Below are 25,350 nucleotides of genomic sequence, written 5' to 3' on the forward strand. Positions count from 1 at the left end.
GGAAGGCGTGCAAGCGCTTAAGCTAACCAGTACTAATTGCTCGTGCGGCTTGACCCTATAACTTTGACATACCGTCAAGGTCTGTTGTGCCAGGCGCAATCAAATACACAACTGATTCACTCTATGAATTCGTCATGCTGACCAAAACTCAGCAAGACACCCCGTTATGCCTGATGACCATAGCAAGTTGGCCCCACTCCTTCCCATCCCGAACAGGACAGTGAAACGACTTCGCGCCGATGATAGTGCGGATTCCCGTGTGAAAGTAGGTCATCGTCAGGCTCTTACAGCCCAAACCGCCCTCAGATCTCTCATGATCTGAGGGCGTTTTGCTTTTAGCGCAATCACGCTAACCAAACCATCTTCTCGCAATACGGCAGACTGATCACTTGTCTGCCATGCAGGTCCTATCGCACCGGGGGGGGGCTCCTCGCGCATCACGGGGCAATTCTCGGATGTGAATCGCATTCCAGTCATCGCTTCGGAAGGGGATGCGCTCATGATCCTGCAGGCCTTGCGATACGATTGACGTGCACGTCAACCAGGTTGCCCCCAAGGCACTGGCCTTCTTGTCCGTCCATTGCCCTTGCTCTTCCATGGCCAACACTTACACGATCAGCGATCTCGCCAAGGAGTTTGATCTCACGACGCGTGCGATGCGCTTTTATGAAGACATGGGGCTTCTGCAGCCGGAGCGAACGGGGCCTGGCGGACGCACCCGCATCTATTCAGCGCGGGACCGCACGCGCTTGCGACTGACATTGCGTGCCAAGCGGCTGGGCTTGTCCCTCTCGGATGCCAAGTCGATCATCGATCTCTACGACAGTCCACGCGATACCGGCGCGCAATTGAAGCGGTTCCTGGATGTGCTGGCCAGCCATCGCAAGCAGCTGGAAGAGCAGATGGCAGATCTCCAAGCCAATCTCGACGAGGTTCGTGAACACGAGCGGGAGGCGCGTTCCCTTCTCGCCAAGGTGGAGAAATCGGTCAAGGGCTGAATGCCTGCCTGGAAGCCACAGGAGCATATCGCTTACGAAGTGCCTTTTTCCGCTGGCTTCTGCGTGCATCTTCGGCGAATGGGTGGTGCTGAGTGTTCCGAGTGTCATCATTGGAATGACACGCCTTTGGCGTCGGAATGACTCATAATTGACGTTTACGTAAACGTCAGATTGTCCGAAGATCGATTTCCAGGTCGCAGGCGATGGTGGAGAGTGCATCGAAGGCCATCGCCCCACAACCAGATGATGGCGGCATGGGGCGTGCCTGGAGAGGGAATGCTCCACGGCACATGCCTGCCCTGGGTTGCTTGAGCGACCGATGGCATGCTGGGCATCCCGGTGCCCGGCCCGCTTCTGGTGCGGCCACGGCTCGGTCGGCGTTCTCTGACGCACAAAACCATTGCAGGAGACAACCATGAGCCTTTCTTCTTTACCGGGCCTCAACTTCCAGTTGGGCGAAGACATCGATGCGCTGCGCGATGCGGTGCGGGAATTCGCGCAGGCTGAAATCGCCCCCCGGGCGGCGGAGATCGACCGCACGGACCAGTTCCCCATGGACCTCTGGCGCAAGATGGGCGACCTGGGGGTGCTGGGGATCACGGTGTCCGAGGCGTATGGTGGCGCGCAGATGGGGTATCTGGCCCACATGGTTGCCATGGAGGAGATTTCCCGGGCGAGCGCGTCGGTGGGGTTGTCCTATGGCGCGCACAGCAACCTGTGCGTGAACCAGATCCATCGCAACGGCAGCGAGGAGCAAAAGCGCAGGTACCTGCCCCGGCTGATCTCCGGCGAGCACGTGGGGGCGCTGGCGATGAGCGAGCCGGGCGCCGGCTCCGACGTCATCAGCATGAAGCTGCGCGCGCAGGACAAGGGCGGGTATTACCTGCTCAACGGCAGCAAGATGTGGATCACCAATGGCCCGGATGCCGACACCCTGGTCGTGTATGCCAAGACGGAGCCCGAGCTGGGCGCACGCGGGGTCACGGCGTTCCTGATCGAGAAGGGCATGAAGGGCTTCAGCATTGCGCAGAAGCTCGACAAGCTCGGCATGCGCGGCAGCCACACGGGCGAGCTGGTGTTCGAGAACGTGGAGGTGCCGGCCAGCCAGGTACTGGGGGCGGTGAATGGCGGCGCCAAGGTGCTGATGAGCGGGCTGGACTATGAGCGCGCGGTGCTCACGGGCGGGCCGCTGGGCATCATGCAGTCGGTGATGGACAACGTGGTGCCGTACATTCACGACCGCAGGCAGTTCGGGCAGAGCATCGGCGAGTTCCAGCTCATCCAGGGCAAGGTGGCCGACATGTACACGGTGTTGCAGGCCGGACGCTCGTTCGCCTATACCGTGGCCAAGAACCTGGACATGCTGGGTGTGGAACACGTGCGCCAGGTCCGCAAGGATTGCGCCTCGGTGATCCTGTGGTGCGCGGAAAAGGCGACCTGGATGGCGGGCGAGGGGGTGCAGATCTTCGGCGGCAACGGCTACATCAACGAGTATCCGCTGGGCCGGCTCTGGCGGGATGCGAAACTCTACGAAATCGGCGCCGGCACCAGCGAGATCCGGCGCATGTTGATCGGCCGCGAGCTGTTCGCCGAAACCTCCTGACGTTTTTCCCTGATTGATCCCGAAAGAAGCTCTGAATGACCGCTCCCACCATCGAAGAACTGTTCGTCCACAACCGCGCCTGGGCCGCGCAGATGGAACGGGAGCGCCCCGGCTTCTTCACGGGCCTGATGGCACAGCAGAAGCCCCGGTACATGTGGGTGGGTTGCTCGGACAGCCGCGTGCCCGCGAACCAGATCACGGGCCTGGAGCCGGGCGAGGTGTTCGTGCACCGCAACGTGGCCAACGTGGTGGTGCCGACCGATCTCAACTGCCTCTCGACCATCCAGTACGCGGTGGACCAGTTGCAGGTGGAGCACCTGATGGTGGTGGGCCACTACGGCTGTGGCGGCGTGCGCGCGGCGCTGGAGGACATCCGCGTGGGCCTGGCCGACAACTGGATCCGCCACGTGAAGGACGTCCGCGACCGGCACCGCGCGCTGATCGCGGCCATCCCCGCGCCGTGGCAGCTCGATGCGCTGTGCGAGCTCAACGCCATCGAGCAGGTGGTCAACATCGCCCAGACGACCGTGATGGCCGACGCCTGGACCCGGGGCCAGAAGGTGACGCTGCACGGCTGGTGCTACGGGCTCAAGGACGGTCTCATCAACAACCTGCACATGACGGTGTCCAGCGTGCAGGGGCTGGATGCGGTGCACCGGGCCGCGGTGCAGGGCGTGGCCGACCGGCAGCGCGAGTGAACGCGGCGGGCAGGCACCGGAGCCATGATGGAGCGGCAGACCATGTTTCCCCGGCGTCTGGATTCGCCTGCCGCGTACGGCATCGCGCAGGCCATGATGGATGGCTTCGACCGCCATTACCGGCTGTTCCGCGCGGAGTCGGCGCGGGCCAAGCACCGCTTCGAGACGTCGGACTGGGCGGGGCAGCAGCGCGCCCAGCGTGAGCGCATCGAGTTCTACGACCTGCGCGTGAAGGAGTGCGTGCGGCGGCTCGAAAAGGAGTTCGACGCGGGCGGGCAGCCGATGGAGGTGTGGTACCAGGTGAAGCTGCACTACATCGGCCTGCTGGTGGGCCACCGCCAGCCCGAGCTGGCCGAGACGTTCTTCAACTCGATCACCACCAAGATCCTGCACCGCACGCATTTCCACAACGATTTCATCTTCGTGCGGCCGGCGATTAGCACCGAGTACCTGGAGAACGACGACCCCGGCGCGCGCCCGACCTACCGCGCGTACTACCCCTCCGCGGAGACGCTGTGCGAGACGCTGGCGCGCATCGTGGACAACTTCCAGCTGCAGGGCGACTTCGAAGACCTGCCGCGCGACGCGGCGCGGGTGGCGGCGGTGCTGCCGTCCCGGCTGGGCGCGGCCAAGTGGCGCGCCAACTTCCAGATCCAGGTGCTCTCCAGCCTGTTCTACCGCAACAAGGGCGCGTACCTCGTGGGCAAGGTCATCAACGGCTTCCAGGAGCTGGCCTTCGCGCTGCCCATCCTGCACGGCCCCCGGGGCTATGTGATCGACGCGGCGCTGTTCGGCGAGGACGACCTGCAGATGCTGTTCAGCTTCGCCCGGGCGTACTTCATGGTGGACATGGAGATCCCGAGCGCCTACGTGCAGTTCCTGCGCGGGCTGATGCCCCGCAAGCCGCGCGCGGAGCTGTACAACGCGCTGGGCCTGGCCAAGCAGGGCAAGACGCTGTTCTACCGCGATTTCCTGCACCACCTGCGCTATTCGAGCGACCGCTTCCGCATCGCGCCCGGCATCAAGGGCATGGTGATGCTGGTGTTCGACCTGCCCTCGTTCCCGTTCGTCTTCAAGGTGATCAAGGACTACTACCCGCCGCAGAAGGACACGACGCGCGAGCAGATCCAGGGCAAGTACCTGCTGGTGAAGCAGCACGACCGCGTGGGCCGCATGGCCGACACGCTGGAGTACAGCGAGGTGGCGTTCCCGCGCGAGCGCTTCGAGGACGAGCTGATCGCCGAGATCGAGAAGTTCGCGCCCAGCCAGTTGGAGATCAGCGACCGCGACGGCGACGGGCAGGTCGAGGTGATCCTGAAGCACGTGTACATCGAGCGGCGCATGATCCCGCTCAACATCTATCTGCAGGAGGCCTTCGACGCCGGCCTGCACGACGAGCGCGCGCGCCGGCAGATGGAGCACAGCGTGGTGGAGTACGGCAACGCGATCAAGGACCTGGTGGCGGCCAACATCTTTCCGGGCGACATGCTCTGGAAGAACTTCGGCGTGACGCGCAACGGCAAGGTGGTGTTCTACGACTACGACGAGATCGAATACCTCACCGACTGCCACTTCCGCCGCGTGCCGCCGCCGCGCAACGAGGAGGACGAGCTCTCGGGCGAGGTCTGGTGGGCCGTGGGCCCGCGCGACGTGTTCCCCGAGACCTTCGGGCCGTTCCTGCTCGGCAACGACGCGGTGCGCGAGGTGTTCCTGCGCCACCATGCCGACCTGCTGGACCCGGCGTTCTGGCAGTTGCACAAGGAGCGCATCCAGGCCGGCCACATGTTCGACGTGTTCCCCTACGACCCCGAGCGGCGTTTCGCGCGCGCCGGGGCGGACGGCCCGGCGGCGGCCCCGTAGCCCGCCGGGGCCCGCGCAGCGCCGGGCTGCCTGCCGCAGCGCCTGCGTCCCGGCCCCTCCGGCTTCTTCCTTTCCATTCATCCCATCCCTCAAGGAGACAGCAGCATGCACCAGGACCCCATCGTGATCATCGGCGCCGCGCGCACCCCCATGGGCGCGTTCCAGGGCGATTTCGCGGGCCTGGCCGCGCACGACCTGGGCGGCGTGGCGATCCGCGCGGCCGTGGAGCGCGCGGGCATCGCGCCGGAGGCGGTCGAGGAGGTGCTGTTCGGCAACTGCCTGATGGCGGGGCAGGGGCAGGCGCCGGCGCGGCAGGCGGGCTTCAAGGGCGGCCTGCCGAAGAGCGCGGGCGCGGTCACGCTCAGCAAGATGTGCGGCTCGGGCATGAAGGCCGCGATGTTCGCGCACGACATGCTGCTGGCCGGCACGCACGAGGTGATCGTCGCGGGCGGCATGGAGAGCATGACCAACGCGCCCTACCTGCTGCAGAAGGCCCGGGGCGGCTACCGCCTGGGCCACGACCGCATCTTCGACCACATGATGCTCGACGGCCTGGAGGACGCCTACGAGGCGGGCCGCTCCATGGGCACCTTCGGCGAGGACTGCGCCGCGAAGTACGGCTTCACGCGCGAGCAGCAGGATGCCTTCGCCGTGGCCAGCGTGCAGCGCGCGCAGGCCGCCGCCGCGTCGGGCGCCTTCGCGGCCGAGATCGCGCCGGTGGCGGTGAAGACCCGCGCGGGCGAGACGCTGGTCTCGGCCGACGAGGGGCCGGCCAAGGCGCGGCTGGACAAGATCCCCGCGCTCAAGCCCGCGTTCAAGAAGGACGGCACGATCACCGCCGCCTCCAGCTCCAGCATCAACGACGGCGCGGCGGCGCTGGTGATGGTGCGCGAATCCACGGCCCGCCGCCTGGGCGCTGCGCCCATCGCGCGCGTCGCGGGCCACGCGATGCACGCGCAGGAGCCCGAGTGGTTCACCACCGCGCCGGTGGGCGCCACGCGCAAGGCCCTGAACCGGGCCGGCTGGAGCGTGCTGGACGTGGACCTGTGGGAGGTGAACGAGGCCTTCGCCGTCGTGCCCATGGCGCTCATGAAGGATCTGGACGTGCCGCACGAGATCGTGAACGTCAACGGCGGCGCCTGCGCGCTGGGCCACCCCATCGGCGCGAGCGGCGCGCGCATCCTCGTCACGCTGATCCATGCGCTGCAGGCGCGCGGCAAGAAGCGCGGGCTGGCCACGCTGTGCATCGGTGGCGGCGAGGGCACGGCCATGGCCATCGAGCTGGCCTGAGCGCCCGCCCGGCAGGCCTGCCGCGCGCGAGGCCTGCCGGGCGCTATGTTTTTAATAGCTACCCATGCAGCGTTGACGGCGACATGGAAGCATTTTGACCTTGAAGCACTCCCATGAACCCCATTCTCGTCATCGGCGCCTCGCGGGGCATCGGCCTGGAACTGGTGCGGCAGTACCGCGAAGCGGGGCGCCGCGTGATCGCGACGGTGCGCGGTGACGCGGGCCGCGCGAACGTGCTCGGCCTGGGCGCCGAGGCGCTGACGGTGGACGTGGCCGATCCCGCCAGCGTGAGCGGCTTGGCGTGGCAGCTCGACGGCGAGAAGATCGGCCTGGCCCTCTACGTGGCCGGCGTGATCCGCCGCCCGAACGCGCTCGTGCCGCCCACGCGCGAGGACTTCGATGCCGTCATGCACACCAACGTGCTCGGCGCGATGCAGGCGCTGCCGCAGGTGGCGCCCCTGGTGGCGGATGCGCGCGGGGTGTTCGCGTTCCTCTCGTCCTCGATGTCGCTGATCGGTGGCGTGCCCGATAGCGGGTCGTGGCTCTACCGCACGAGCAAGGCCGCGCTCAACATGGCCGTGGCCGCCGCGCAGCACGACTATCCCGGCGCCACGCTGGTCACGCTCGACCCGGGCTGGGTGCGCACGGACATGGGCGGCGAGGACGGGGCGCTGGATGTGCAGGGCAGCGTGCGCGGCATGCGCTCGGTGCTGGAGGGCGTGACGCCCGCCGACCGGGGCCGGCTGCTGCACCACGACGGGCGCCGCGCCGCGCACTGGTAGCCCGCGCCCCCCGGCGCCGCCCGGAAGACGAACAACCAACGAATGGACGGAGACAACCCCATGCTGCTGACCCAGGACCAGGAAATGATCCGCGACGCGGTGCGCGATTTCGCCCAGAGCGAGCTGTGGCCGCACGCCGCCCGCTGGGACAAGGAGCACCACTTCCCGCGCGAGGCCCACCAGGGCCTGGCCGCGCTGGGCGCCTACGGCATCTGCGTGCCCGAGGCCTACGGCGGCGCGGGCCTGGACACCCTCTCGCTCGCCCTGGTGCTGGAGGAGATCGCCGCGGGCGACGGCGGCACCAGCACCGCCATCAGCGTGACCAACTGCCCGGTGAACGCGATCCTGATGCGCTACGGCAGCGAGGCGCAGAAGCGCCGGTGGCTCGCGCCGCTCGCGCGCGGCGAGATGCTGGGCGCGTTCTGCCTGACCGAGCCGCACGTGGGCTCGGACGCCTCGGCGCTGCGCACCACGGCCCGGCGCGAGGGCGATGCCTACGTGATCGACGGCGTGAAGCAGTTCATCACCAGCGGCAAGAACGGCCAGGTGGCCATCGTGATCGCCGTCACCGACAAGGCGGCGGGCAAGAAGGGCATGAGCGCCTTCCTCGTGCCCACCGACGCGCCGGGCTACACCGTCGCGCGGCTGGAGGACAAGCTCGGCCAGCACAGCAGCGACACGGCGCAGATCGTGTTCGAGCAGTGCCGCGTCCCGGCGGAAAACCGCCTCGGCGCGGAGGGCGAGGGCTACCGGATCGCGCTGGGCGCGCTGGAGGGCGGGCGCATCGGCATCGCCGCGCAGAGCGTGGGCATGGCGCGCAGCGCCTTCGAGGTGGCGCTGCGGTACGCGAAGGAGCGCGAGAGCTTCGGCCAGCCGATCTTCCAGCACCAGGCCGTGGGCTTTCGCCTCGCCGACTGCGCCACGCGGATCGAGGCCGCGCGCCAGCTCGTCTGGCACGCCGCCGCGCTGCGCGACGCGGGCCGGCCTTGCCTGAAGGAGGCCGCCATGGCCAAGCTGTTCGCGAGCGAGATGGCCGAGGGCGTGTGCAGCGCGGCCCTGCAGACGCTGGGCGGCTACGGCGTGGTCAGCGATTTCCCCGTGGAGCGCATCTACCGCGACGTGCGCGTGTGCCAGATCTACGAGGGCACGAGCGACGTGCAGAAGATCCTGATCCAGCGCGCGCTGGCGGCCTGATCCGCCGGGTGGGCCGGCCGGGGCGCGTGCTATTTAATTGATAGCTGTTCGCGCAGCAAATACGGCGACGTGGTGGCCCAAACGCTTCGGAAAACGCTCAACTGCGCTGCGCAGGGCCGTCCGTGCCCGCGCTGCCGCGCTCGCGCAGCACCACGGTGATCTGGCCGTTGGTCTCGATGGTCGCGCGCTCCACCTCGTGCAGGTGCAGGCAGCCTCCCGCGCGCAGGGCGGCGGCCAGGTCGTCGGCCGAGAGCAGCTCGCGCCGCATCAGGGCCCGGTCCACGCGGCCGTTGTCCACCAGGGTCTGCGGCCGGCCGTCCACCCAGCGGGCGATCCGGGGAAAGCGGAAGGTGAGCCGCGCCAGCAGCATGTGGCAGCCGATGAGCGTGCCGGCCGAGACGAGGCCGCCGATCAGCGAGTTGTCGCCCGCGTTCATCGAGTTCTGCACCGCGTTCGAGAGGATGAGCAGCAGCACCAGGTCGAACGGCGCGAACTGCCCTGTCTGCCGCCGGCCCGTGAGCCGCAGGAACACCAGCAGGAACGCATACACCACCACGCCTCGCAGCACGAACTCCCACCACGGCACGCTCATGGACCACATCGATGCTCTCCCAGGTTGGAGCGGCCCCCGGGCCGCCTTGGCCGCGAGTGTGCCACCGGCGCATCTGCAAGAATGCGGGCCCGCCCAACCGCCGACGATGGCCGTGTCTTCCACCTCCCCGACTCCCTCCCCCGGCTCCCCGGCCTGCCCCTGCGGGCGCCTGTCCGCGCGCCGCGCGCCGCTGGCCTACGCGCAGTGCTGCGGCCGCTACCTCGACCACTGGGACGCGGCGCCCGCGCCCGATGCCGAGAGCCTCATGCGCTCGCGCTACACCGCCTTCGTGCTCCAGCGGGCCGACTACCTCCTGGCCACCTGGGCGGCCGGCCACCGGCCCGCGTCGGTCGATTTCGATCCGGGCGTGCGCTGGCTCGGGCTGGAGGTGCGCTCCCACCGCGCCACGGGCGAGGACCGGGCCGAGGTGGAGTTCGTCGCCCGCCAGCGCGATGCCGGCGGCCGCGCGCACCGCCTGCACGAGCGCAGCCGCTTCGTGCGCGAGGGCGGCCGCTGGGCCTACGTGGACGGCGACTTCCCGCGCGGCTGACGCCGGCCCGCCGCGCCGCCGCCTCCCGGTCTTTCGCGTTCTTTCCCCACTGCCTGCCGCACGATGCCGACCGCTCCCGACAGCCACTATCCCGACGCGTGGCACGCAGAGCCCGCCGCCGATGCCCAGGCGTCCAGTACCGGGCTCGATCTGGCGGTGCGCCGCCGGCTGCTGCATTCGTTCGCGTCGCGCGGCGGGACCTCGGAGATCCCCGCGGCCGTCATCCCGGGGGTGCTGACGTGGCTGCACGCGCGCACCGGTGCGCCGTCCGGCCACCTGCTCGTGTGGTGGGGGGCCTTCCTCGTCTTCGCCGGCCTGCTGCTGACCCTGCAGCGGCGCTTCCACCGCGACGCCGCGCTGCCCGATGCCGTGGTGGTGCCGCGCTGGGAGCGGATCTTCCAGGCGCTGGCGGCGGCGGACGGCGTGTTCTGGGTCGTGCCCATCGCGCTCACGCACGGAGCGCCCCAGGAGTTCCGGCTCATGGTGTACCTGGTCATCTGCGCGGTGATCGCCTCGGGCACGACCTTCCTGGCGCCGCAGCCCCGCGTGTTCCTCCCGTTCTTCGCGGCCATCTACGGGCCGACCCTGGCCGCCGTGGTCTGGTACTTCCCCGAGCGCTGGCAGGCCATGCTCGCGCTGGTGGCGCTCTATGGCGCCGTGATCTCTCGGCATGCGTGGGGCGCGCGGCGCTTCGTCGTGCAGCAGGTGGAGATGGAGCGCCAGCGCCTGCAGCTGGCCGAGCGCTACCGCGCCGCGAAGGAGGAGGCCGAACGCGCGCTGGAAGAGAAGAACCGCTTCCTCTCCACCGCCAGCCACGATCTGCGCCAGCCGCTCCACGCGATGGGCCTGCTCGTGGAGACGGCGCTGCAGCGCAACGCCGACGAGCGGCTGGTGCCGGTGCTCGGCGGCATCCAGGACTGCGCGCGCTCGCTCACCTTTCTCTTCAACGCCCTGCTGGACCTCTCCCGGCTCGAATCGGGCCAGCATGCCGTGCGCCGCGAGGATGTCCCCCTGGCCGCCGTGTTCACCGACGTGGCGGCGGTGTTCGGCCCCGATGCCCTGCGGCGCGGGCTGCGCCTGCGGCTCTTCCTGCCGCGCCGGCGCGCGGCCGCCGTGCGCGCCGATCCGGCGCTGCTGCGCCAGATGGTGTTCAACCTCGCGCAGAACGCGCTGCGCTACACCCGCGCGGGCGGCGTGCTGGTCGGTGCGCGGGCGTGCCAGGGCCTCTGGCGCATCGAGGTCTGGGACACCGGCGCCGGCGTGCCGCTGGAGGACCAGCACCGCATCTACGCGCCGTTCTACCGGGGCGGCGCGCGCTGGACCCAGGAGGTGGCGGGTCACGGCCTGGGGCTGTCGGTGGTGGCGCGATCGGCGCGGCTGATCGGCGCGGAATACGGCTTCGAGTCCGTGCCCGGCCGGGGCTCGTGCTTCTGGCTCTCGCTGGAGGCGGCCGGCGATGCCGCGCAGTCGCCCTCGGCGGTGGCGCCGCGCGCGCCCTGGATGGCGCGGCTGGCCTCGCTATCGGGCGCGTGCCTGCTGGTGGAGGACGATCCGCAGGTGTCGCTGGCCCTGGCGCAGTTGCTGGAGTCCTGGGGCCTGCGCGCCGAGGTGGCGGCCACGGCCGAGCAGGCGCTCGCGCGGGTGGCCGCGGGGTTCGTTCCGGATGCGATCCTCTGCGACCAGCGCCTGGGCGGCGGGCAGAGCGGCTTCGCGGTGCTGCAGGCGCTGCTGGAGCTCTGCCCCGGCGCGCGCGGCGCGCTGGTGAGCGGCGAGCACGGCGCGGCCGCGCTCGCGCAGGCCGAGGAAGAGGGGTACCTGGTGTTCCGCAAGCCGCTCGCGCCCGAGGCGCTGCATGCGGTGCTCGCGCGCTGGCTGGCGCAGGACGGCCGCGGCTGATCCGTGCCCGTCCCGGCCGTTCGGCGTATCAGCGCGACAGCGCGGCCTCGGGCAACTCCAGCCGCACCCCGCGCAGCCGCGCGATCAGCTCCACGCGGTTGCGGGCGCCGAGCTTCTGCAGGATCGCCGTGATGTGCTCCTTCACCGTGTGCTCGGAGAGGTGCAGCGTGGCGGCGATGGGCTTGTTCGGCTGGCCCGCCAGCACCAGCGCCAGGATCTGGCCCTGGCGCGGCGTGAGGCCCAGGTCGCCCGGGCTGATCTGCACCTCGCGCGCCAGCGGCGTGCCGGCGCACGCCAGCGCGGCGCCCGGCGCCGGCAGGTCGGGTGTCCGGAACCACGAGGTGCCGTCCAGCAGCGCCGCCACGGCGGCCGCGAACACTTCGGGCTCCTGCTGCTTGTGCACGAAGCCGTGCGCCCCGCTCGCTCGGGCCTTGAAGGCGATGGCCGGATGGTCGTCGCCGCTCATCACCAGCACGCGGGCCTGCGGCGCCATCGCGAGCAGGTCGCGGATGAACGGCGCGGTGGAGCCGTCGGCGAGCCAGAAATCCACCAGCGCCACGGCCGGGGGGCCGTGCCGGGCGATGGCGCGCAGCGCCTCCGGCATGTTCGGCACGTGGTGCGCCGCGTCCAGCCCGGGGTGCAGCCGCAGGAACTCGGTCATGCCGTGCGCCACCAGCGGATGGTCGTCCACCACGAGCCCGTAGCGCGTGCGCGACGGTGCCGTGGAGTGGAGGGCGGTGGCGTGGGGCACGGGGGATTTCCGGAGGGGGGGCGGGGGGACGTGATGGAGGGTATGCCGGGCACACCGATGGCCGCGTAACAAAAACCCCACCGCGGTGGGGTGCGGAAGCGCCCCGACTGTACCGACAATTCAAGTCAATCCTCGCCGGAGGACGGCCACAGTCTTCCTCGGCAGGCCGTGCCGGACGCCCGCCGTCCGGGCCACGCTCGGCCTGCCGCGGAAAGCCTGCGAACGGCCTTCGCCGGGGCTTCTTTTTCTTTCCATTCTTGCGGGCTGCATACCCGCACGGCGATGGGCCGGCGGACGGATTCAATGAGAGGTGCCCCTGCCCCGGACGTGACCACCGGGGCGCGGGCCACAGGGAGCGAAGAGAGAGACAACAACGATCGGCGCCGGCAGGCCTCCGGCGCCCGCATGCGGTAGATTCGAGCGTGCTTGGCGGCGTTCCTCCCGGACGCCGCTGTTTTTTTGTCCCGCCGCCTTCCCCACGCCGATGTCCTCCCCCCTGCCTTCGCCCGCCGGCATCCCCCTGCCTCCCTTCGATGCCGTGCTCTTCGACTGCGACGGCGTGCTCGTCGATAGCGAGCCCATCACCCACCACGTGCTGCGCGAGATGCTGCACGAGGCCGGCTGGCACCTCAGCGCCGAGGAGTGCGTGCGCATCTTCATCGGCAAGGCCGTGCGCAGCGAGGCGGCGCGCATCGAGGCCCACACCGGCCGGCCCCTGACCGATGCCTGGATGGCCGAGTTCTACGTGCGGCGCAACGAGGCGCTGGTGGCCGGGCTGGAGGCCATCCCCGGCGCGCTGCGGGCCGTGGGCGCGGTGCACGGGCGCCTGGCCGGGCGCATCGCCTGCGCCTCCGGGGCCGATCGCCACAAGGTGGAGCTGCAGCTCGGCAAGGTGGGGCTCATGCCGTACTTCGAGGGGCGCATCTTCAGCGGGCACGAGGTGCCGCGCACCAAGCCCGCGCCGGACGTGTACCTGGCCGCCGCCGCCGCGCTGGGCGTGCCGCCTGCGCGCTGCCTCGTGGTCGAAGACACCGTGACGGGCGTCGCCGCCGGCGTGGCCGCCGGGGCCACGGTGGTGGGCTACAGCCCCACGGACGGGGGCCACGACCCCGCGCAGGCGCTGCGCGAGGCCGGCGCCGTGGCGGTCATCGGATCGATGGACGACCTGCCGGACCTGCTGGCCGCGGCCTAGCTCGCCAGTACCGCTACCCCCACCTGGGTTTCTTCTTCTCGCGGTCGATCGGCGGCTCGGGCGCCGGCCTGACCCGGCTGCCTGCATGGGAGTCCTCGGCGCTGGCCAAGACGCCGGCGATATGGCCTCGGTCGGGCGCGATAGCGCTCAGGTCCGTGCCCCCGGCATGGTGGAACGTGCCGTCGATCACCCGCTGCGCCAATGTGCCGATCCCCGTCAGCACATGGTCGCCGCAGGAATGCCGGTCCCGTTGTTGCGCGATCGGCATCCCCCGGACGGGGGTATGGATGCCCATGGCCATTGCCGCGCTTTGGGCCAACTGGTACTGGCGTGTATGGACGACGTCCCGGGCCCCCTGGGGCGGCCACGAAGAGTCGTAGTGGAGCGCCTCATTGGTACGCCGGTCGATGACGAGCAGCGACCAATGGGCCTGGGGGTCGTTGATCGGCAGGAAAACGATGGTGTCCTGGCCTTTGAGGAGATGGCGCAGAACATCGTTCTTCTGTTTGCCGGTCCCGGAGATCAGCTGGGCGACCTGCAGCGGGTCGGCAACGTTGAGCCGTTCGGCATGGGGCTGCCCTTTCCATTGGCGGGCCAGGGCTTCGGTGTAGGCGAGCAAGTGCTCGCCTCCCAGCCAGGAGTTGGATGTCACCTTTCCGAGTCGCGGGCCAGCCCCCTGGGGCGATGGCAGGTCGTCCACGGTGATCCACGCAGGATTGGCCGCTGGCGTGGCGGGCCGTTCCGCTGGCATCTGCAGGCCGCCATGGCGGTCGGCGTGCCAGGGTTGCGTGACCTCCTGTCCCGGTGAGTCGGGGGCTGCTTCGTAGCCCATCCGCCTCCATTCCTCGCTGACACCTGAGAAAAACGACGAGGCAGGATAGGAGTCCTCTCGTTGAAGAACCGTGTGAGCCGCGTGTTGGTCTGGAGGCGGCTCCGTTTTGGTCTGCAAGCTACCTTGGATGTCGGCGCGAAATGCCGCCTGGATGGGTTTTTCGAAATTCGAGAGAAATTCTTCCCCTTTATCCGTGAGTTCTCCGGTGTCTTGGTTGATCAATCGCTGGAGGAAGCTTTCTGATACATCGTTGAGAGCACAGACTCTTGAGAAACTCAGTGATGCATTGCTGAAGTCATGCGCAAGCTTCAACAAGGCATTCGGATTTTCGAAGAAGCGGCGTTGAATGGGGCTTTTTGATTTGCTTGTTTTCGGCTTGGCGGTGGAGTGATTCCACGACTGCTCCTGCTTTTGCATCTCTGCCTTCGCTTCGCGCGCGGCCTGGACGGACTTTTCAAAGCTTTTGATCAGAAAGTCTTTGGTTCCTGGATCTGAATTGCAGTGATCGATCCGGCGCAGGACATGGGTCCTTAAATAATCGATCTGGCTCGCATCCAGGTCTCGAAGCAGCCGTTTGCCTGCCGACGACGCCGGAACTTCACCTGACGTGGTGAGGTAGCCGCGGATGCCTGGAAAGGTTTTTTTCAGCGCTGCGAAGTCCTCGCCATTGCCATAGCGGGTAAGGATTCCCATGAGATCCTGATAGCTGTTGTGGATTCTCGGCAGCGGTGCAGGGGCGCGCGCCCGGTTCGCCGTGCTGTCGAGGTGCGCGTGCGATACCTGCCTGGGGGCCAGGGCGCTGTGCAAGGGGTGCCCGGGAACGGATTTTCCGGAAGGCCCTGCACGGTCGGCGGGGGGATTTTCCGGGCCGCTTCTCGATGCCGGTAGGCGATGGTTGCTGCCGGTGCGGAAAGCAGGGAAATCCATGGCGGGTGGAGGCTGGAGGTGATGGATTGGAAATGTGCAGGGGTTTTTCGATCCTCACGGTTCTGATGCGAATCCTTCCGTGAAGGGGCGAATCGACCGCGCATTCCGCCAGGCAGCGCACGGCGGGGCTGTGGCTCGGCCAGTGAGTGGGCAGACGCCGTGTGTCATGCCGCTGTCGCAATGGCCGCATAGCCTTGCCGGCTTTGTCACTTTGATCAGTTGCTCCATGCCATCCCCTGCCGTTCCTTTCCGCTGGGCCCTTTCGCTCCTGGCCCTCGCCCTGGCCGCCTGTGGAGGCGGCGGCGGAAGCGGCGTGTCCCAGGCGCCCGCCGGCGACTACGCCACCAAGACCGCCTACCAGCCCCGCCAGTCGGCGGACAGCTACGAGGCGCCGCCCCCGGGCTTCGCCAAGGTGTATGCCGAACTCGTGGCCCGACACGGCACGCGGGGGCTCTCCAGCATGAAGTACGACGACGCCGTGCTCAACCTGTGGACGCGCGCCCAGGCCGACGGGGCCCTCACCGCCCTGGGCCGCCAGCTCGGCCCTGATGTGCAGACGATCATGCGGGCCAACTTCGTGCTCGGCTGGGGCGTGGCGGGCATCGGCACGCCGGGCTACGGCAACCTCACCCAGGTGGGCATCGCCGAGCACCGCCAGCTCGCGGCCCGGCTGGCGCAGCGCGATGCCGAGCTGTTCGCCGGGCAGACCTTCCAGGGGCGCCCGCGGCAGGTGGAGGTGCTGCATTCCGGCCAGGACCGCGCGGTGGACAGCTCGCAGTTCTTCGCCGCCTCGCTGGCCGCGTCGGCCCCCGCCGTGGCGGGCGCCATCGCGCCGGCGGTGGTGGACCGCTTCCAGCTCTATCCGCACAAGCTCTCGGCCACCACCGACGCGGTGGCCGATGCGACCAGCGTGCGGGCCTCGGTGCTCGCCGCCAGCCTGGACTACCAGCGCTACGCGGCGGCCAAGGATGCCGCCGGCTTCGGCGCCGAGGCGGCCGCCAAGGTGGCGGCCGCGCGGGCCGCGCCCGAGGTTCGCGCCCGTGCGCGCTCCGTGCTGGAGCGGCTCTTCTCGGCGGCCTTCATCGACAAGCTCGACGCGGGCACCTACACCTTCTCCAACAACGGCACGCACACCTTCTCCAGCGCCGACGGCCGCTTCACCAGCACGCTCACGGGCGACGGCAAGACGAAGATCCAGGGCATCGTGGACGCGGCGGCGCTGATCTACGAGCTCTACATCATCGCCCCCGGCATGCGGCAGGAAACCGGCGTGGACTTCGACGCCTACCTGCCCGCCGAGCACGCACCCACCTTTGCCTACCTGCAGGACATCGACGATTTCTACGGCAAGGGCCCCTCGGCCACCGAGTACGGCGGCGTCACCACCCGCTTCACGCAGGCGCTGCTGCAGGACTTCTTCGACGAGGTCGGCCTCATCGCGCAGGGCCGCCTGGAGCGCGTGGCGCGCCTGCGCTTCACGCATGCCGAGGTGATGATCCCGTTCGCCGCGCGCCTGGGCCTGCGCAATGCCTCCACGCCGGTGCCGCGCGCCCAGACCTATGCCTATGCCAACAACCCCTGGCGCGGCGAGGACGTCTCGCCCATGGCCACCAACGTGCAATGGGACGTGGTGCGCGACGGCCGGGGCACGGTGCTCGTGAAGATGCTGTTCAACGAGCAGGAGGTGGATTTCCCCGCCGCCTGCGAGGCCGCGCGCCATGCCGGCGGCAGCCACTACTACGAGTTCACCGGCCTGCGGCGCTGCTACGGCCTGTGAGCGATGGCGGTGGCGGTGGGGCCGCCGCCAGTTCCCCGGCGCGCTGCCGGTGCCGGTACTCGGCTGGCGAGAGCCCCGTCCACTGGCGGAAGGCGCGCATGAAGCTCTTCTCGCTGGCGAACCCGGCCGCCTGCGCCACGTGCTTGACGGGCCGGTCGGTGCGGTGCAGCAGATCGCGCGCGCGCTGCTGGCGCGCCTCGTCCTTGAGCGCCTGCAGCGAGGCGCCTTCCTCCTTGAGCTGGCGGTGCAGCGTGCGCGGCGACACGTGCAGCTGCGCGGCCAGCGTCTGCGCGCTGCAGGGCTGCTCGGGCGCGTGGGCCAGGGCCTGCCGCACGCGCTGCACCAGCAGCCGGTCGCGGCGGTACTGGCGCACGGTGAGGGGCAGGGCGCGCTGCAGCATCTGGCGCAGCGCTGCCTCGTCGCGCTGCAGCGGCAAGCCGAGGTAGCGCGCATCGAAGCGCAGCAGGGCCTGGGGCGCGCGAAAGCGCGGCGCCACGCCGAAGAGCAGCGGATACACCGCCGCGTGCGGCGGCGGCGCGAACGGGAAGGCCGCGTCCAGCAGCGGCAGGCGCGAATCGATGAACCAGCACGACAGCCCCAGCGCGTTGCGCAGCACCGACACCGTGCAGAACTCGCGCAGCGCGCCCAGGTCGCGGTGCTCGGCCAGCGCCAGCGTGGCGATGCCGCCCTCGGTGCCCAGGTGCAGGCCGATGTCGTCGGCGATGAGTGCGTGGTGGCGGCACCAGCGCCGCAGCGCGAGGCCCAGCGTGGGGGCGCTGATCGAGGCGCGCGCCAGCATGCCGTAGCTGCCCCAGGGCAGGCGCCGCGAGAACCAGCCCAGGGCCTCGTCATCCAGCTCACGCATGGCGGCGGCCGAGAGGGCCTCCATCTGCAGCGCGGTGATGCGGCCGTGCGCATCCTGCACGGCCTCTGGCGCGATCCGTGCCGTGGCCAGCGCGTTCGCGGGGCTCAGCCCGCGCCGCGCATAGGCCCGCACGATGGCCCGCACGAAGGCCATGGGCGTGGCCGCCACGGGCTCCCGGGCCGGCGGCGCGGGTACGCGGGCGGTGGGGCGGGGCGCGGAGGGCATGGCGGCAGTGTGGCGGCTGCTGGCACGATTTGCAACCTGTCTGGCCCGATCGGTGGACCCGGAGAGGGCCGGGCGGCGTATGCTGTGGCGAAACGCCGGCCCGTCCCGCCAGGGGACCGGAGACCGCAAGCCCAGGAGACACATGCCGTGACCGCGTCCGATCCCTCCGCCCGTCCGCTCGCCCTCAGCCATGCGCGGGGCGTCACCACGGCGCCCCTGATCGAGCAGACCCTGGGGGCGTTCTTCGCCGGCATGGCGGCGCGCCAGCCGGACCGCGAGGCCCTCGTGAGCGTGCACCAGGGGCTGCGCTTCACCTACGCGCAGCTGCACGCCGAGGCGCGGCGCCTCGCCAGCGCCCTGCTGGGCCTGGGGCTGCGCAAGGGCGACCGCGTGGGCATCTGGTCGCACAACAACGCCGAGTGGGTGCTGCTGCAGCTCGCCACGGCGCAGGTGGGCCTGATCCTGGTGAACATCAACCCGGCCTACCGCACCTCCGAGGTGGAGTACGCGCTGAACAAGGTGGGCTGCAAGGCGCTGGTGGCCATGGCGCGCTTCAAGGCCAGCGACTACCTGGCCATGCTGCGCGAGCTGGCGCCCGAGTGGGCGCAGCAGGCGCCGGGGCAGCTCGCCGCGCGGCGGCTGCCGCACCTGCGGACGGTGGTGTGGATCGACGGGCCCGGGCAGGACGCGGGGGTGGCCGGGGAGGCCGGCCTGCTGCGCTTTTCCGCGCTCATCGCGCGCGGCGATGCGGGCGACGGGCGCGTCGATGCGGCCGCCGCCGCGCTGGACCCGTACGAGCCCATCAACATCCAGTTCACCAGCGGCACCACCGGCTTCCCCAAGGGCGCCACGCTCACGCACCGCAACATCCTCAACAACGGCTTTTTCATCGGCGAGTGCATGCGCCTCACGCCCGAGGACCGGCTCTGCATCCCCGTGCCGCTCTACCACTGCTTCGGCATGGTGCTGGGCAACCTCGCCTGCGTGACCCACGGCAGCACCATCGTCTATCCGAGCGACGGCTTCGACCCGCTCAAGGTGCTGGAGGCGGTGCAGGCCGAGCGCTGCACGGGCCTGCACGGCGTGCCCACCATGTTCATCGCCGAGCTGCAGCACCCGCGCTTCGGCGAGTTCGACCTCTCCACCCTGCGCACCGGCATCATGGCCGGCTCGCCGTGCCCCATCGAGGTCATGAAGCGCGTGGCGGGCGACATGCACCTGTCGGAGATCACCATCGCCTACGGCATGACCGAGACCAGCCCCGTGAGCTGCCAGAGCAGCGCCGACACGCCGCTGGAGCGGCGCGTCTCCACGGTGGGGCAGGTGCAGCCGCACCTGGAGGTGAAGGTCATCGACCCCGACACCGGCGAGACCGTGCCCTGCGGCCGGCCGGGCGAGCTGTGCACGCGCGGCTATGCGGTCATGTACGGCTACTGGGGCGACCCGGAGAGGACCCGCGAGGCCATCGACGCGGATGGCTGGATGCACACCGGCGACCTCGCCACCCTGGACGCCGAGGGCTACGTGAACATCGTGGGCCGCATCAAGGACATGGTGATCCGCGGCGGCGAGAACATCTACCCGCGCGAGATCGAGGAATTCCTCTACCGCCACCCGCAGGTGCAGGACGTGCAGGTGGTGGGCGTGCCCGACGAGAAGTACGGCGAGGAGCTGTGCGCCTGGATCATCGCCCGGCCCGGAGAGCCGCCCACGGAGGAGGGCATCCGCGCCTTCTGCCAGGGCCAGATCGCGCACTACAAGGTGCCGCGCTACATCTGCTTCGTGGCCGAGTTCCCCATGACCGTGACCGGCAAGATCCAGAAGTTCAAGATCCGCGATGCGATGAAGCAGCGGCTGGGCCTTGCCGAACGTGCCACCGCCTGACGACGACCCCGTTCCCCGCTCCGACATGATCCTCGAATCCCGCCTCAACCCCCGTTCCGCCGACTTCCAGGCCAATGCCTCCGCGATGCGTACGCTGGTGCAGGACCTGCGCGAGCGCGCCGCGCAGGCCGCCCTGGGCGGCAGCGAAGCCGCGCGCGCCAAGCACACGGCGCGCGGCAAGCTGCTGCCGCGCGACCGCGTGCGCGAACTGCTGGACCCGGGCTCGCCCTTCCTGGAGATCGCGCCGCTCGCCGCGCTCGGCCTGTACGGCGACGAAGCGCCCGGTGCGGGCCTGATCGCCGGCATCGGCCGCGTGAGCGGCGTGGACTGCATGGTGGTGTGCAACGACGCCACGGTGAAGGGCGGCACCTACTACCCCCTCACGGTGAAGAAGCACCTGCGCGCGCAGGAGATCGCGCAGCAGAACCGCCTGCCATGCATCTACCTCGTCGATTCGGGCGGCGCCAACCTGCCCAACCAGGACGAGGTCTTCCCCGACCGCGACCACTTCGGCCGCATCTTCTACAACCAGGCGCAGATGAGCGCGCAGGGCATCGCGCAGATCGCGGTGGTGATGGGCAGCTGCACGGCCGGCGGCGCCTACGTGCCCGCGATGAGCGACGAATCCATCATCGTGAAGAACCAGGGCACCATCTTCCTGGGCGGCCCGCCGCTCGTGAAGGCCGCCACCGGCGAGGAGGTCACCGCCGAGGACCTGGGGGGCGGCGACGTGCACACGCGGCTCTCGGGCGTGGCCGACCACCTCGCGCAGAACGACCTGCACGCGCTGCAGCTGGCGCGCAACGCGGTGCGCAACCTGAACCGGAATCGGCCGCACGTCGCCGAATCCATTGATCCGGTTGCTCCTGCTTTTGAAGCGGATGGGCTGTATGGCGTGATTCCCGTGGACACGCGCAAGCCCTTCGACGTGCGCGAGATCATCGCCCGCATCGTGGACGGCAGCGCCTTCGACGAGTTCAAGGCGCGCTACGGCACCACGCTGGTCACGGGCTTCGCGCGCATCGAGGGCATGCCCGTGGGCATCATCGCCAACAACGGCATCCTGTTCTCCGAGTCGGCCCTGAAGGGCGCGCACTTCATCGAGCTGTGCTGCCAGCGCAAGATCCCGCTGGTGTTCCTGCAGAACATCACCGGCTTCATGGTGGGCCGCAAGGTCGAGAACGAGGGCATCGCGCGCAACGGCGCCAAGATGGTCACGGCCGTGGCCACGGCGGCGGTGCCCAAGTTCACCGTCGTCATCGGCGGCTCGTTCGGCGCGGGCAACTACGGCATGTGCGGGCGCGCGTATTCGCCGCGCTTCCTGTGGATGTGGCCCAACGCGCGCATCTCCGTGATGGGCGGCGAGCAGGCCGCGAGCGTGCTCGCCACCGTGCGGCGCGACGGTATCGAGGCCAAGGGCGGCGCGTGGAGCCCGGAGGAGGAGGAGGCCTTCAAGGCGCCCATCCGCCGGCAGTACGAAGAGCAGGGACATCCCTATTACGCCACCGCGCGGCTGTGGGACGATGGCGTCATCGACCCCGCCGACACGCGCCGCGTGCTCGCGCTGGGGCTGGCCGCCGCGCGCAACGCGCCGATCGAGGACACGAGGTTCGGCGTCTTCCGCATGTGAGGGCCGCCGCGCGCTTTTTTCCCAACCGAGCCCAGGAGGACTTCACCATGACGACAACGGATTACCGCCATCTGCGTGTGGGACAGGCCGGCGCCATCGCGCGCGTCACGCTCGCGCGGCCCGAGGCGCGCAATGCGTTCAGCGACGAAGTGGTCGCCGAACTCACCGCCGCCTTCCAGGCGCTGGGCCGGCAAGAGGGCGTGCGCGCCATCGTCCTCGCCGCCGAGGGCCCCACCTTCTGCGCGGGCGCGGACCTGAACTGGATGCGCCGCATGGCCGACTATTCCCGTGCCGAGAACGTCGAGGACGCGGGCCGCCTGGCCGCCATGCTGCGCACGCTCAACGAATGCCCCAAGCCCACCATCGCCCGCGTGCAGGGCGACGTGTATGCGGGCGGCGTGGGGCTGGTGGCGGCCTGCGATGTGGCCGTGGCGGTCGATACGGCGGCGTTCTGCCTGAGCGAGGTCCGCCTGGGCCTCATCCCCGCCACCATCGGGCCCTACGTGGTGCGCGCGATGGGCGAGCGCGCCGCGCGGCGCTACTTCGTCACGGGCGAGCGCTTCGGCGCGCTGGAGGCGCTGCGCATCGGCCTCGTGCACGAGGTGGTCGATTTCGAGCTGCTCGACGAAAAGCTCGACGCCGTGCTGCAGGCCATCGTGGCGGCCGGCCCGCAGGCCGTGTCCGCCGGCAAGCGGCTGGTGCAGGACATCGCCGGCCGGCCCATCGACGATGCGCTCGTCGCCTCCACGGTGGATTCCATCGCCGACATCCGCGCGGGCGCCGAGGGGCGCGAGGGCGTGCAGGCCTTCCTGCAAAAGCGCAAGCCCGCGTGGCAGGCGCAGGGCTGACGGGCCGCGCGCCGCCGCTCCATGGATGCGCTCTGGCTGCACATCGTCCAGTGGCTGCATGCCGCGGGCCTGCACGTCGATGCGGGCGCGGCGCGCGAGGTGGCCGAGCAGGCCCGCCGCGCCACCGGGGCGCTGGACATGCCGGGCCTGCTGGCGCTCGCGGCCGCGCTCGGGTGGGCCAGCGGGTTCCGCCTCTATGCCGTGGTCTTCCTCGTGGGGGCCATGGGCGCGGGCGGCTGGCTGGCCCTGCCCGAGGGGCTGCGCATGCTGCAGCACCCGGCCGTGCTGCTGGTGAGCGGCCTGCTGCTGTGCGTGGAATTCATCGCCGACAAGGTGCCCTGGTTCGACAGCCTGTGGGACGCCGCCCATGCCGCGATCCGCGTGCCGGCCGGCGCGCTGCTGGCCGCGGGCGTGTTCGGGGCCGACCACGGCGCCCTGGCCGTGGCGGCCGGCCTGCTGGGCGGATCGCTCTCGGCCACGGCCCTGGCCACCAAGATGACCGCGCGCGCGGCCGCCAACACCTCGCCCGAGCCCCTGTCCAACTGGCTGCTGTCGTTCTTCGAGGACGGCCTCGTAGTGGGCGTGGTGTGGCTGGCCACGCAGCACCCGGTGGCCTTCGGCATCGCGCTCGCGCTGATGGTGGCGCTCTCGGCCCTGCTGCTGGCGGTGCTGCTGAAGTTCCTGCGCGCCGTGCTGCGCAGGGTGTCCGCTTTCTTCGCGCGGCCCGCCGGGGCCGCCTGATCTTTTCCGGAAAACGATGACGGCCGGGCGACCCCGGGGCGCGGAGCCCTGGACGGAGCCCGCCTTTGGAGACGCACGATGTTCGACAAGATTCTGATCGCCAACTGTGGTGAAAACGGCTGCAGCGCAGACGTTTCGGCAAACGGCCTGGCACGCGCAGCGTGCGCAGGCGATTTCACCGCGGAGGTCACCCATGTTTGAGAAGATCCTGATTGCCAATCGCGGTGAAATCGCCTGCCGCGTGGCCGCTACCGCGCGCCGCATGGGCGTGAAAACCGTGGCCGTGTATTCCGATGCCGACGCCTCGGCGCGGCACGTGGCCGCCTGCGACGAGGCCGTGCACATCGGCGGCAGCGCGCCCGGCGAGAGCTACCTGCGCTGGGAGCGCATCCTCGATGCCGCGCGCCGCACCGGCGCGCAGGCCATCCACCCGGGCTACGGCTTCCTCTCCGAGAACGAGGAGTTCGCCCGGGCCTGCGCCGATGCGGGCCTGGTCTTCATCGGGCCGCCCCCCTCGGCCATCCAGGCCATGGGGCTCAAGGCCGAGTCCAAGCAGCTCATGGAGCAGGCCGGCGTGCCGCTGGTGCCCGGCTACCACGGCCATGACCAGGACCCGGCGCTGCTCGCCCGCGAGGCCGGCCGCATCGGCTACCCCGTGCTCATCAAGGCCAGCGCGGGCGGCGGCGGCAAGGGCATGCGCGCGGTGGACCGGGCCGAGGACTTCGCCGAGGCCCTGGCCTCGTGCCAGCGCGAGGCGCGGAACAGCTTCGGCGACGACGCCGTGCTCATCGAGAAATACGTGCAGCGCCCCCGCCACATCGAGATCCAGGTGTTCGGCGACACGCACGGCCACTGCGTGCACCTCTTCGAGCGCGACTGCTCCGTGCAGCGCCGCCACCAGAAAGTGCTGGAAGAAGCCCCCGCGCCCGGCCTGCCGCCGGAGATGCGCGCGCGCATGGGCGAGGCCGCCGTGGCGGCGGCCCGGGCCGTGGGCTACGTGGGCGCGGGCACGGTGGAGTTCATCGTCGAACAGCGCGAGGGCGGCGCCATGGAGTTCTTCTTCATGGAGATGAACACGCGCCTGCAGGTGGAGCACCCCGTTACCGAGGCCATCACCGGCCAGGACCTCGTGGAGTGGCAGCTGCGCGTGGCGGCGGGCGAGCCCCTGCCGCTCGCGCAGGACGCACTGCGCATCCACGGCCACGCCATCGAGGCGCGCATCTGCGCCGAAAACCCCGACCACCAGTTCCTGCCCGCCACGGGCCGGCTCGCCATCTACCGCAGGCCGCCCTGCGAGCACTTCGCGCGCGGCGCGGTGCGCATCGACGACGGCGTGCGCGAGGGCGACGCCATCAGCCCCTTCTACGACTCCATGATCGCCAAGCTCATCGTGCACGGCGACACGCGGGAGCAGGCCCTGGCGCGGCTGGACGAGGCGCTGGCGCGCATGCACATCGTGGGGCTGGCGACCAACGTGCAGTTCCTGCGGCACGTGCTGCGCACCGAATCGTTCTCGCAGGCGCGGCTCGACACGGCGCTCATCCCGCGCGAGCAGGCGGCGCTCTTCCACCAGCGGCCCGTGGCGCTGCCGCTCGCGGTGGCCGCCACCGTCGCGCAGGCGCTGCTGGCCGAGCGCGCGGCCGAGCGCCCGGGCGACCCGCTGGGCCGCCGCGACGGCTGGCAGGCCTGGGGGAACGCCCATCGGCGCTTCGACGTCGAGGCCGGCGGCCTGCCGGCGTGCGCCGTGCTCACCTACCGGCCGGGCGGCGCGCCGCAGTTGCGCGTGGAGGCGGAAGGCAGCGTGCTGGCCGAGGGGCCGCTGGCCTTCGCATGCGGGGAGGGGGGCGCCATCGACCTGGAGTTCGCCGGTGAACGCACCCGCGCGCACGTGTATGCCCACGGCGATGCGCGCCACGTCTTCACGCCGCGCGGCGCCGTGCAGCTCGTGGCCATCGACCGGCTGGCGCACGCGGGCGAGGCCCAGGCCGAGGGCGGCCGGCTCACGGCGCCCATGCCCGGCAAGGTGGTGTCCTTCGCGGTGCGCGCGGGCGAGCGCGTGGCCCGGGGCCAGGCCCTGGCCGTGATGGAGGCGATGAAGATGGAGCACACCATCGCCGCGCCGGCCGACGGCACGGTGGAAGAGCTGCTCTATGCCCCGGGCGACCAGGTGGCCGAGGGCGCCGAGCTGCTGCGCCTCGCGGCCGCCGCATGAGCG

General features: G+C 70.1%; 21 protein-coding genes and 1 rRNA gene. 18 read left to right on the forward strand and 4 right to left on the reverse strand.

Features of this window, described 5'->3' with window-relative positions:
• Positions 1-169 precede the first annotated feature (169 nt).
• From rrf to AX018_RS20570, 8 genes are all read left to right on the forward strand, one after another.
• Positions 170-282: ribosomal RNA gene (rrf, locus tag AX018_RS20535) — 5S ribosomal RNA — on the forward strand.
• 314 nt (positions 283-596) lie between these two features.
• A complete protein-coding gene (locus tag AX018_RS20540; RefSeq protein WP_111881234.1) occupies positions 597-998 on the forward strand; it encodes a MerR family transcriptional regulator in 402 nt (133 codons plus the stop codon).
• Positions 999-1,413: 415 nt separating this feature from the next.
• On the forward strand, positions 1,414-2,601 hold the full coding sequence (locus tag AX018_RS20545; protein ID WP_111881237.1) for an isovaleryl-CoA dehydrogenase: 1,188 nt from the start codon (positions 1,414-1,416) through the stop codon (positions 2,599-2,601).
• 35 nt (positions 2,602-2,636) lie between these two features.
• Positions 2,637-3,299, forward strand: a complete 663-nt coding sequence (gene can, locus AX018_RS20550) for a carbonate dehydratase (protein WP_111881240.1) — start codon at positions 2,637-2,639, stop codon at positions 3,297-3,299.
• Between the two features lie 42 nt (positions 3,300-3,341).
• Complete coding sequence (gene aceK / locus AX018_RS20555) at positions 3,342-5,159, forward strand: bifunctional isocitrate dehydrogenase kinase/phosphatase (protein WP_111881300.1); 1,818 nt, start codon at positions 3,342-3,344, stop codon at positions 5,157-5,159.
• Positions 5,160-5,264: 105 nt separating this feature from the next.
• On the forward strand, positions 5,265-6,449 hold the full coding sequence (locus AX018_RS20560; protein ID WP_111881242.1) for an acetyl-CoA C-acyltransferase: 1,185 nt from the start codon (positions 5,265-5,267) through the stop codon (positions 6,447-6,449).
• 113 nt (positions 6,450-6,562) lie between these two features.
• The gene (locus tag AX018_RS20565) at positions 6,563-7,231 is read left to right on the forward strand and encodes an SDR family oxidoreductase (protein WP_111881245.1); all 669 of its coding nucleotides are present in this window, start codon (positions 6,563-6,565) and stop codon (positions 7,229-7,231) included.
• 60 nt (positions 7,232-7,291) lie between these two features.
• The gene (locus AX018_RS20570; RefSeq protein ID WP_111881247.1) at positions 7,292-8,425 is read left to right on the forward strand and encodes an acyl-CoA dehydrogenase family protein; all 1,134 of its coding nucleotides are present in this window, start codon (positions 7,292-7,294) and stop codon (positions 8,423-8,425) included.
• Positions 8,426-8,522: 97 nt separating this feature from the next.
• Here AX018_RS20570 and AX018_RS20575 read toward each other — a convergent pair whose 3' ends face one another.
• The gene (locus tag AX018_RS20575; protein WP_111881250.1) at positions 8,523-9,026 is read right to left on the reverse strand and encodes a DUF421 domain-containing protein; all 504 of its coding nucleotides are present in this window, start codon (positions 9,024-9,026) and stop codon (positions 8,523-8,525) included.
• Positions 9,027-9,123: 97 nt separating this feature from the next.
• Between AX018_RS20575 and AX018_RS20580 the strand changes: the two genes are divergently transcribed.
• Entirely contained in the window at positions 9,124-9,567 is a 444-nt protein-coding gene (locus tag AX018_RS20580) for a YchJ family protein (RefSeq protein WP_111881253.1), read from the forward strand.
• 63 nt (positions 9,568-9,630) lie between these two features.
• Complete coding sequence (locus AX018_RS20585) at positions 9,631-11,463, forward strand: ATP-binding response regulator (RefSeq protein WP_111881256.1); 1,833 nt, start codon at positions 9,631-9,633, stop codon at positions 11,461-11,463.
• A gap of 28 nt (positions 11,464-11,491) precedes the next feature.
• Here AX018_RS20585 and AX018_RS20590 read toward each other — a convergent pair whose 3' ends face one another.
• Positions 11,492-12,214: a response regulator transcription factor gene (locus AX018_RS20590; RefSeq protein ID WP_281269569.1), complete on the reverse strand. Its 723-nt coding sequence runs from the start codon at positions 12,212-12,214 to the stop codon at positions 11,492-11,494.
• A gap of 484 nt (positions 12,215-12,698) precedes the next feature.
• Here AX018_RS20590 and AX018_RS20595 point away from each other — a divergent pair, with 484 nt between their 5' ends.
• Complete coding sequence (locus tag AX018_RS20595) at positions 12,699-13,406, forward strand: HAD family hydrolase (RefSeq protein WP_211322491.1); 708 nt, start codon at positions 12,699-12,701, stop codon at positions 13,404-13,406.
• A 13-nt stretch (positions 13,407-13,419) separates the two neighbouring features.
• On the opposite strand, the gene AX018_RS20600 is transcribed toward AX018_RS20595, so the two are convergent.
• Positions 13,420-15,165 (reverse strand): Ulp1 family isopeptidase, encoded by a 1,746-nt coding sequence (locus tag AX018_RS20600; RefSeq protein ID WP_111881259.1) that lies wholly within the window; start codon positions 15,163-15,165, stop codon positions 13,420-13,422.
• Positions 15,166-15,391: 226 nt separating this feature from the next.
• On the opposite strand from AX018_RS20600, the gene AX018_RS20605 reads away from it, so the two are divergent.
• Positions 15,392-16,942 carry a histidine-type phosphatase gene (locus AX018_RS20605; RefSeq protein WP_111881262.1) on the forward strand — a complete coding sequence of 517 codons (1,551 nt, stop codon included), beginning with the start codon at positions 15,392-15,394 and terminating at the stop codon, positions 16,940-16,942.
• Here the strand turns inward: AX018_RS20605 and AX018_RS20610 are convergent.
• A complete protein-coding gene (locus tag AX018_RS20610) occupies positions 16,911-18,032 on the reverse strand; it encodes an AraC family transcriptional regulator (protein ID WP_111881264.1) in 1,122 nt (373 codons plus the stop codon). The genes AX018_RS20605 and AX018_RS20610 overlap by 32 nt on opposite strands.
• Positions 18,033-18,179: 147 nt before the next feature.
• On the opposite strand from AX018_RS20610, the gene AX018_RS20615 reads away from it, so the two are divergent.
• From AX018_RS20615 to AX018_RS20635, 6 genes are all read left to right on the forward strand, one after another.
• Positions 18,180-19,916, forward strand: a complete 1,737-nt coding sequence (locus AX018_RS20615) for an AMP-binding protein (protein WP_111881265.1) — start codon at positions 18,180-18,182, stop codon at positions 19,914-19,916.
• A gap of 25 nt (positions 19,917-19,941) precedes the next feature.
• A complete protein-coding gene (locus AX018_RS20620; protein ID WP_111881267.1) occupies positions 19,942-21,546 on the forward strand; it encodes a carboxyl transferase domain-containing protein in 1,605 nt (534 codons plus the stop codon).
• 47 nt (positions 21,547-21,593) lie between these two features.
• Positions 21,594-22,394 (forward strand): enoyl-CoA hydratase/isomerase family protein, encoded by an 801-nt coding sequence (locus AX018_RS20625; RefSeq protein WP_111881308.1) that lies wholly within the window; start codon positions 21,594-21,596, stop codon positions 22,392-22,394.
• Positions 22,395-22,415: 21 nt separating this feature from the next.
• A complete protein-coding gene (locus AX018_RS20630) occupies positions 22,416-23,135 on the forward strand; it encodes a DUF4126 domain-containing protein (RefSeq protein WP_111881270.1) in 720 nt (239 codons plus the stop codon).
• Between the two features lie 78 nt (positions 23,136-23,213).
• On the forward strand, positions 23,214-23,336 hold the full coding sequence (locus AX018_RS25945; RefSeq protein ID WP_281269570.1) for a hypothetical protein: 123 nt from the start codon (positions 23,214-23,216) through the stop codon (positions 23,334-23,336).
• A complete protein-coding gene (locus AX018_RS20635; protein WP_111881274.1) occupies positions 23,329-25,347 on the forward strand; it encodes an acetyl-CoA carboxylase biotin carboxylase subunit in 2,019 nt (672 codons plus the stop codon). The genes AX018_RS25945 and AX018_RS20635 overlap by 8 nt, the downstream gene beginning before the upstream one ends.
• Positions 25,348-25,350: the final 3 nt, after the last annotated feature.

Source organism: Paracidovorax anthurii (assembly GCF_003269065.1).
In the GTDB taxonomy this organism is placed as follows: domain Bacteria; phylum Pseudomonadota; class Gammaproteobacteria; order Burkholderiales; family Burkholderiaceae_C; genus Paracidovorax; species Paracidovorax anthurii.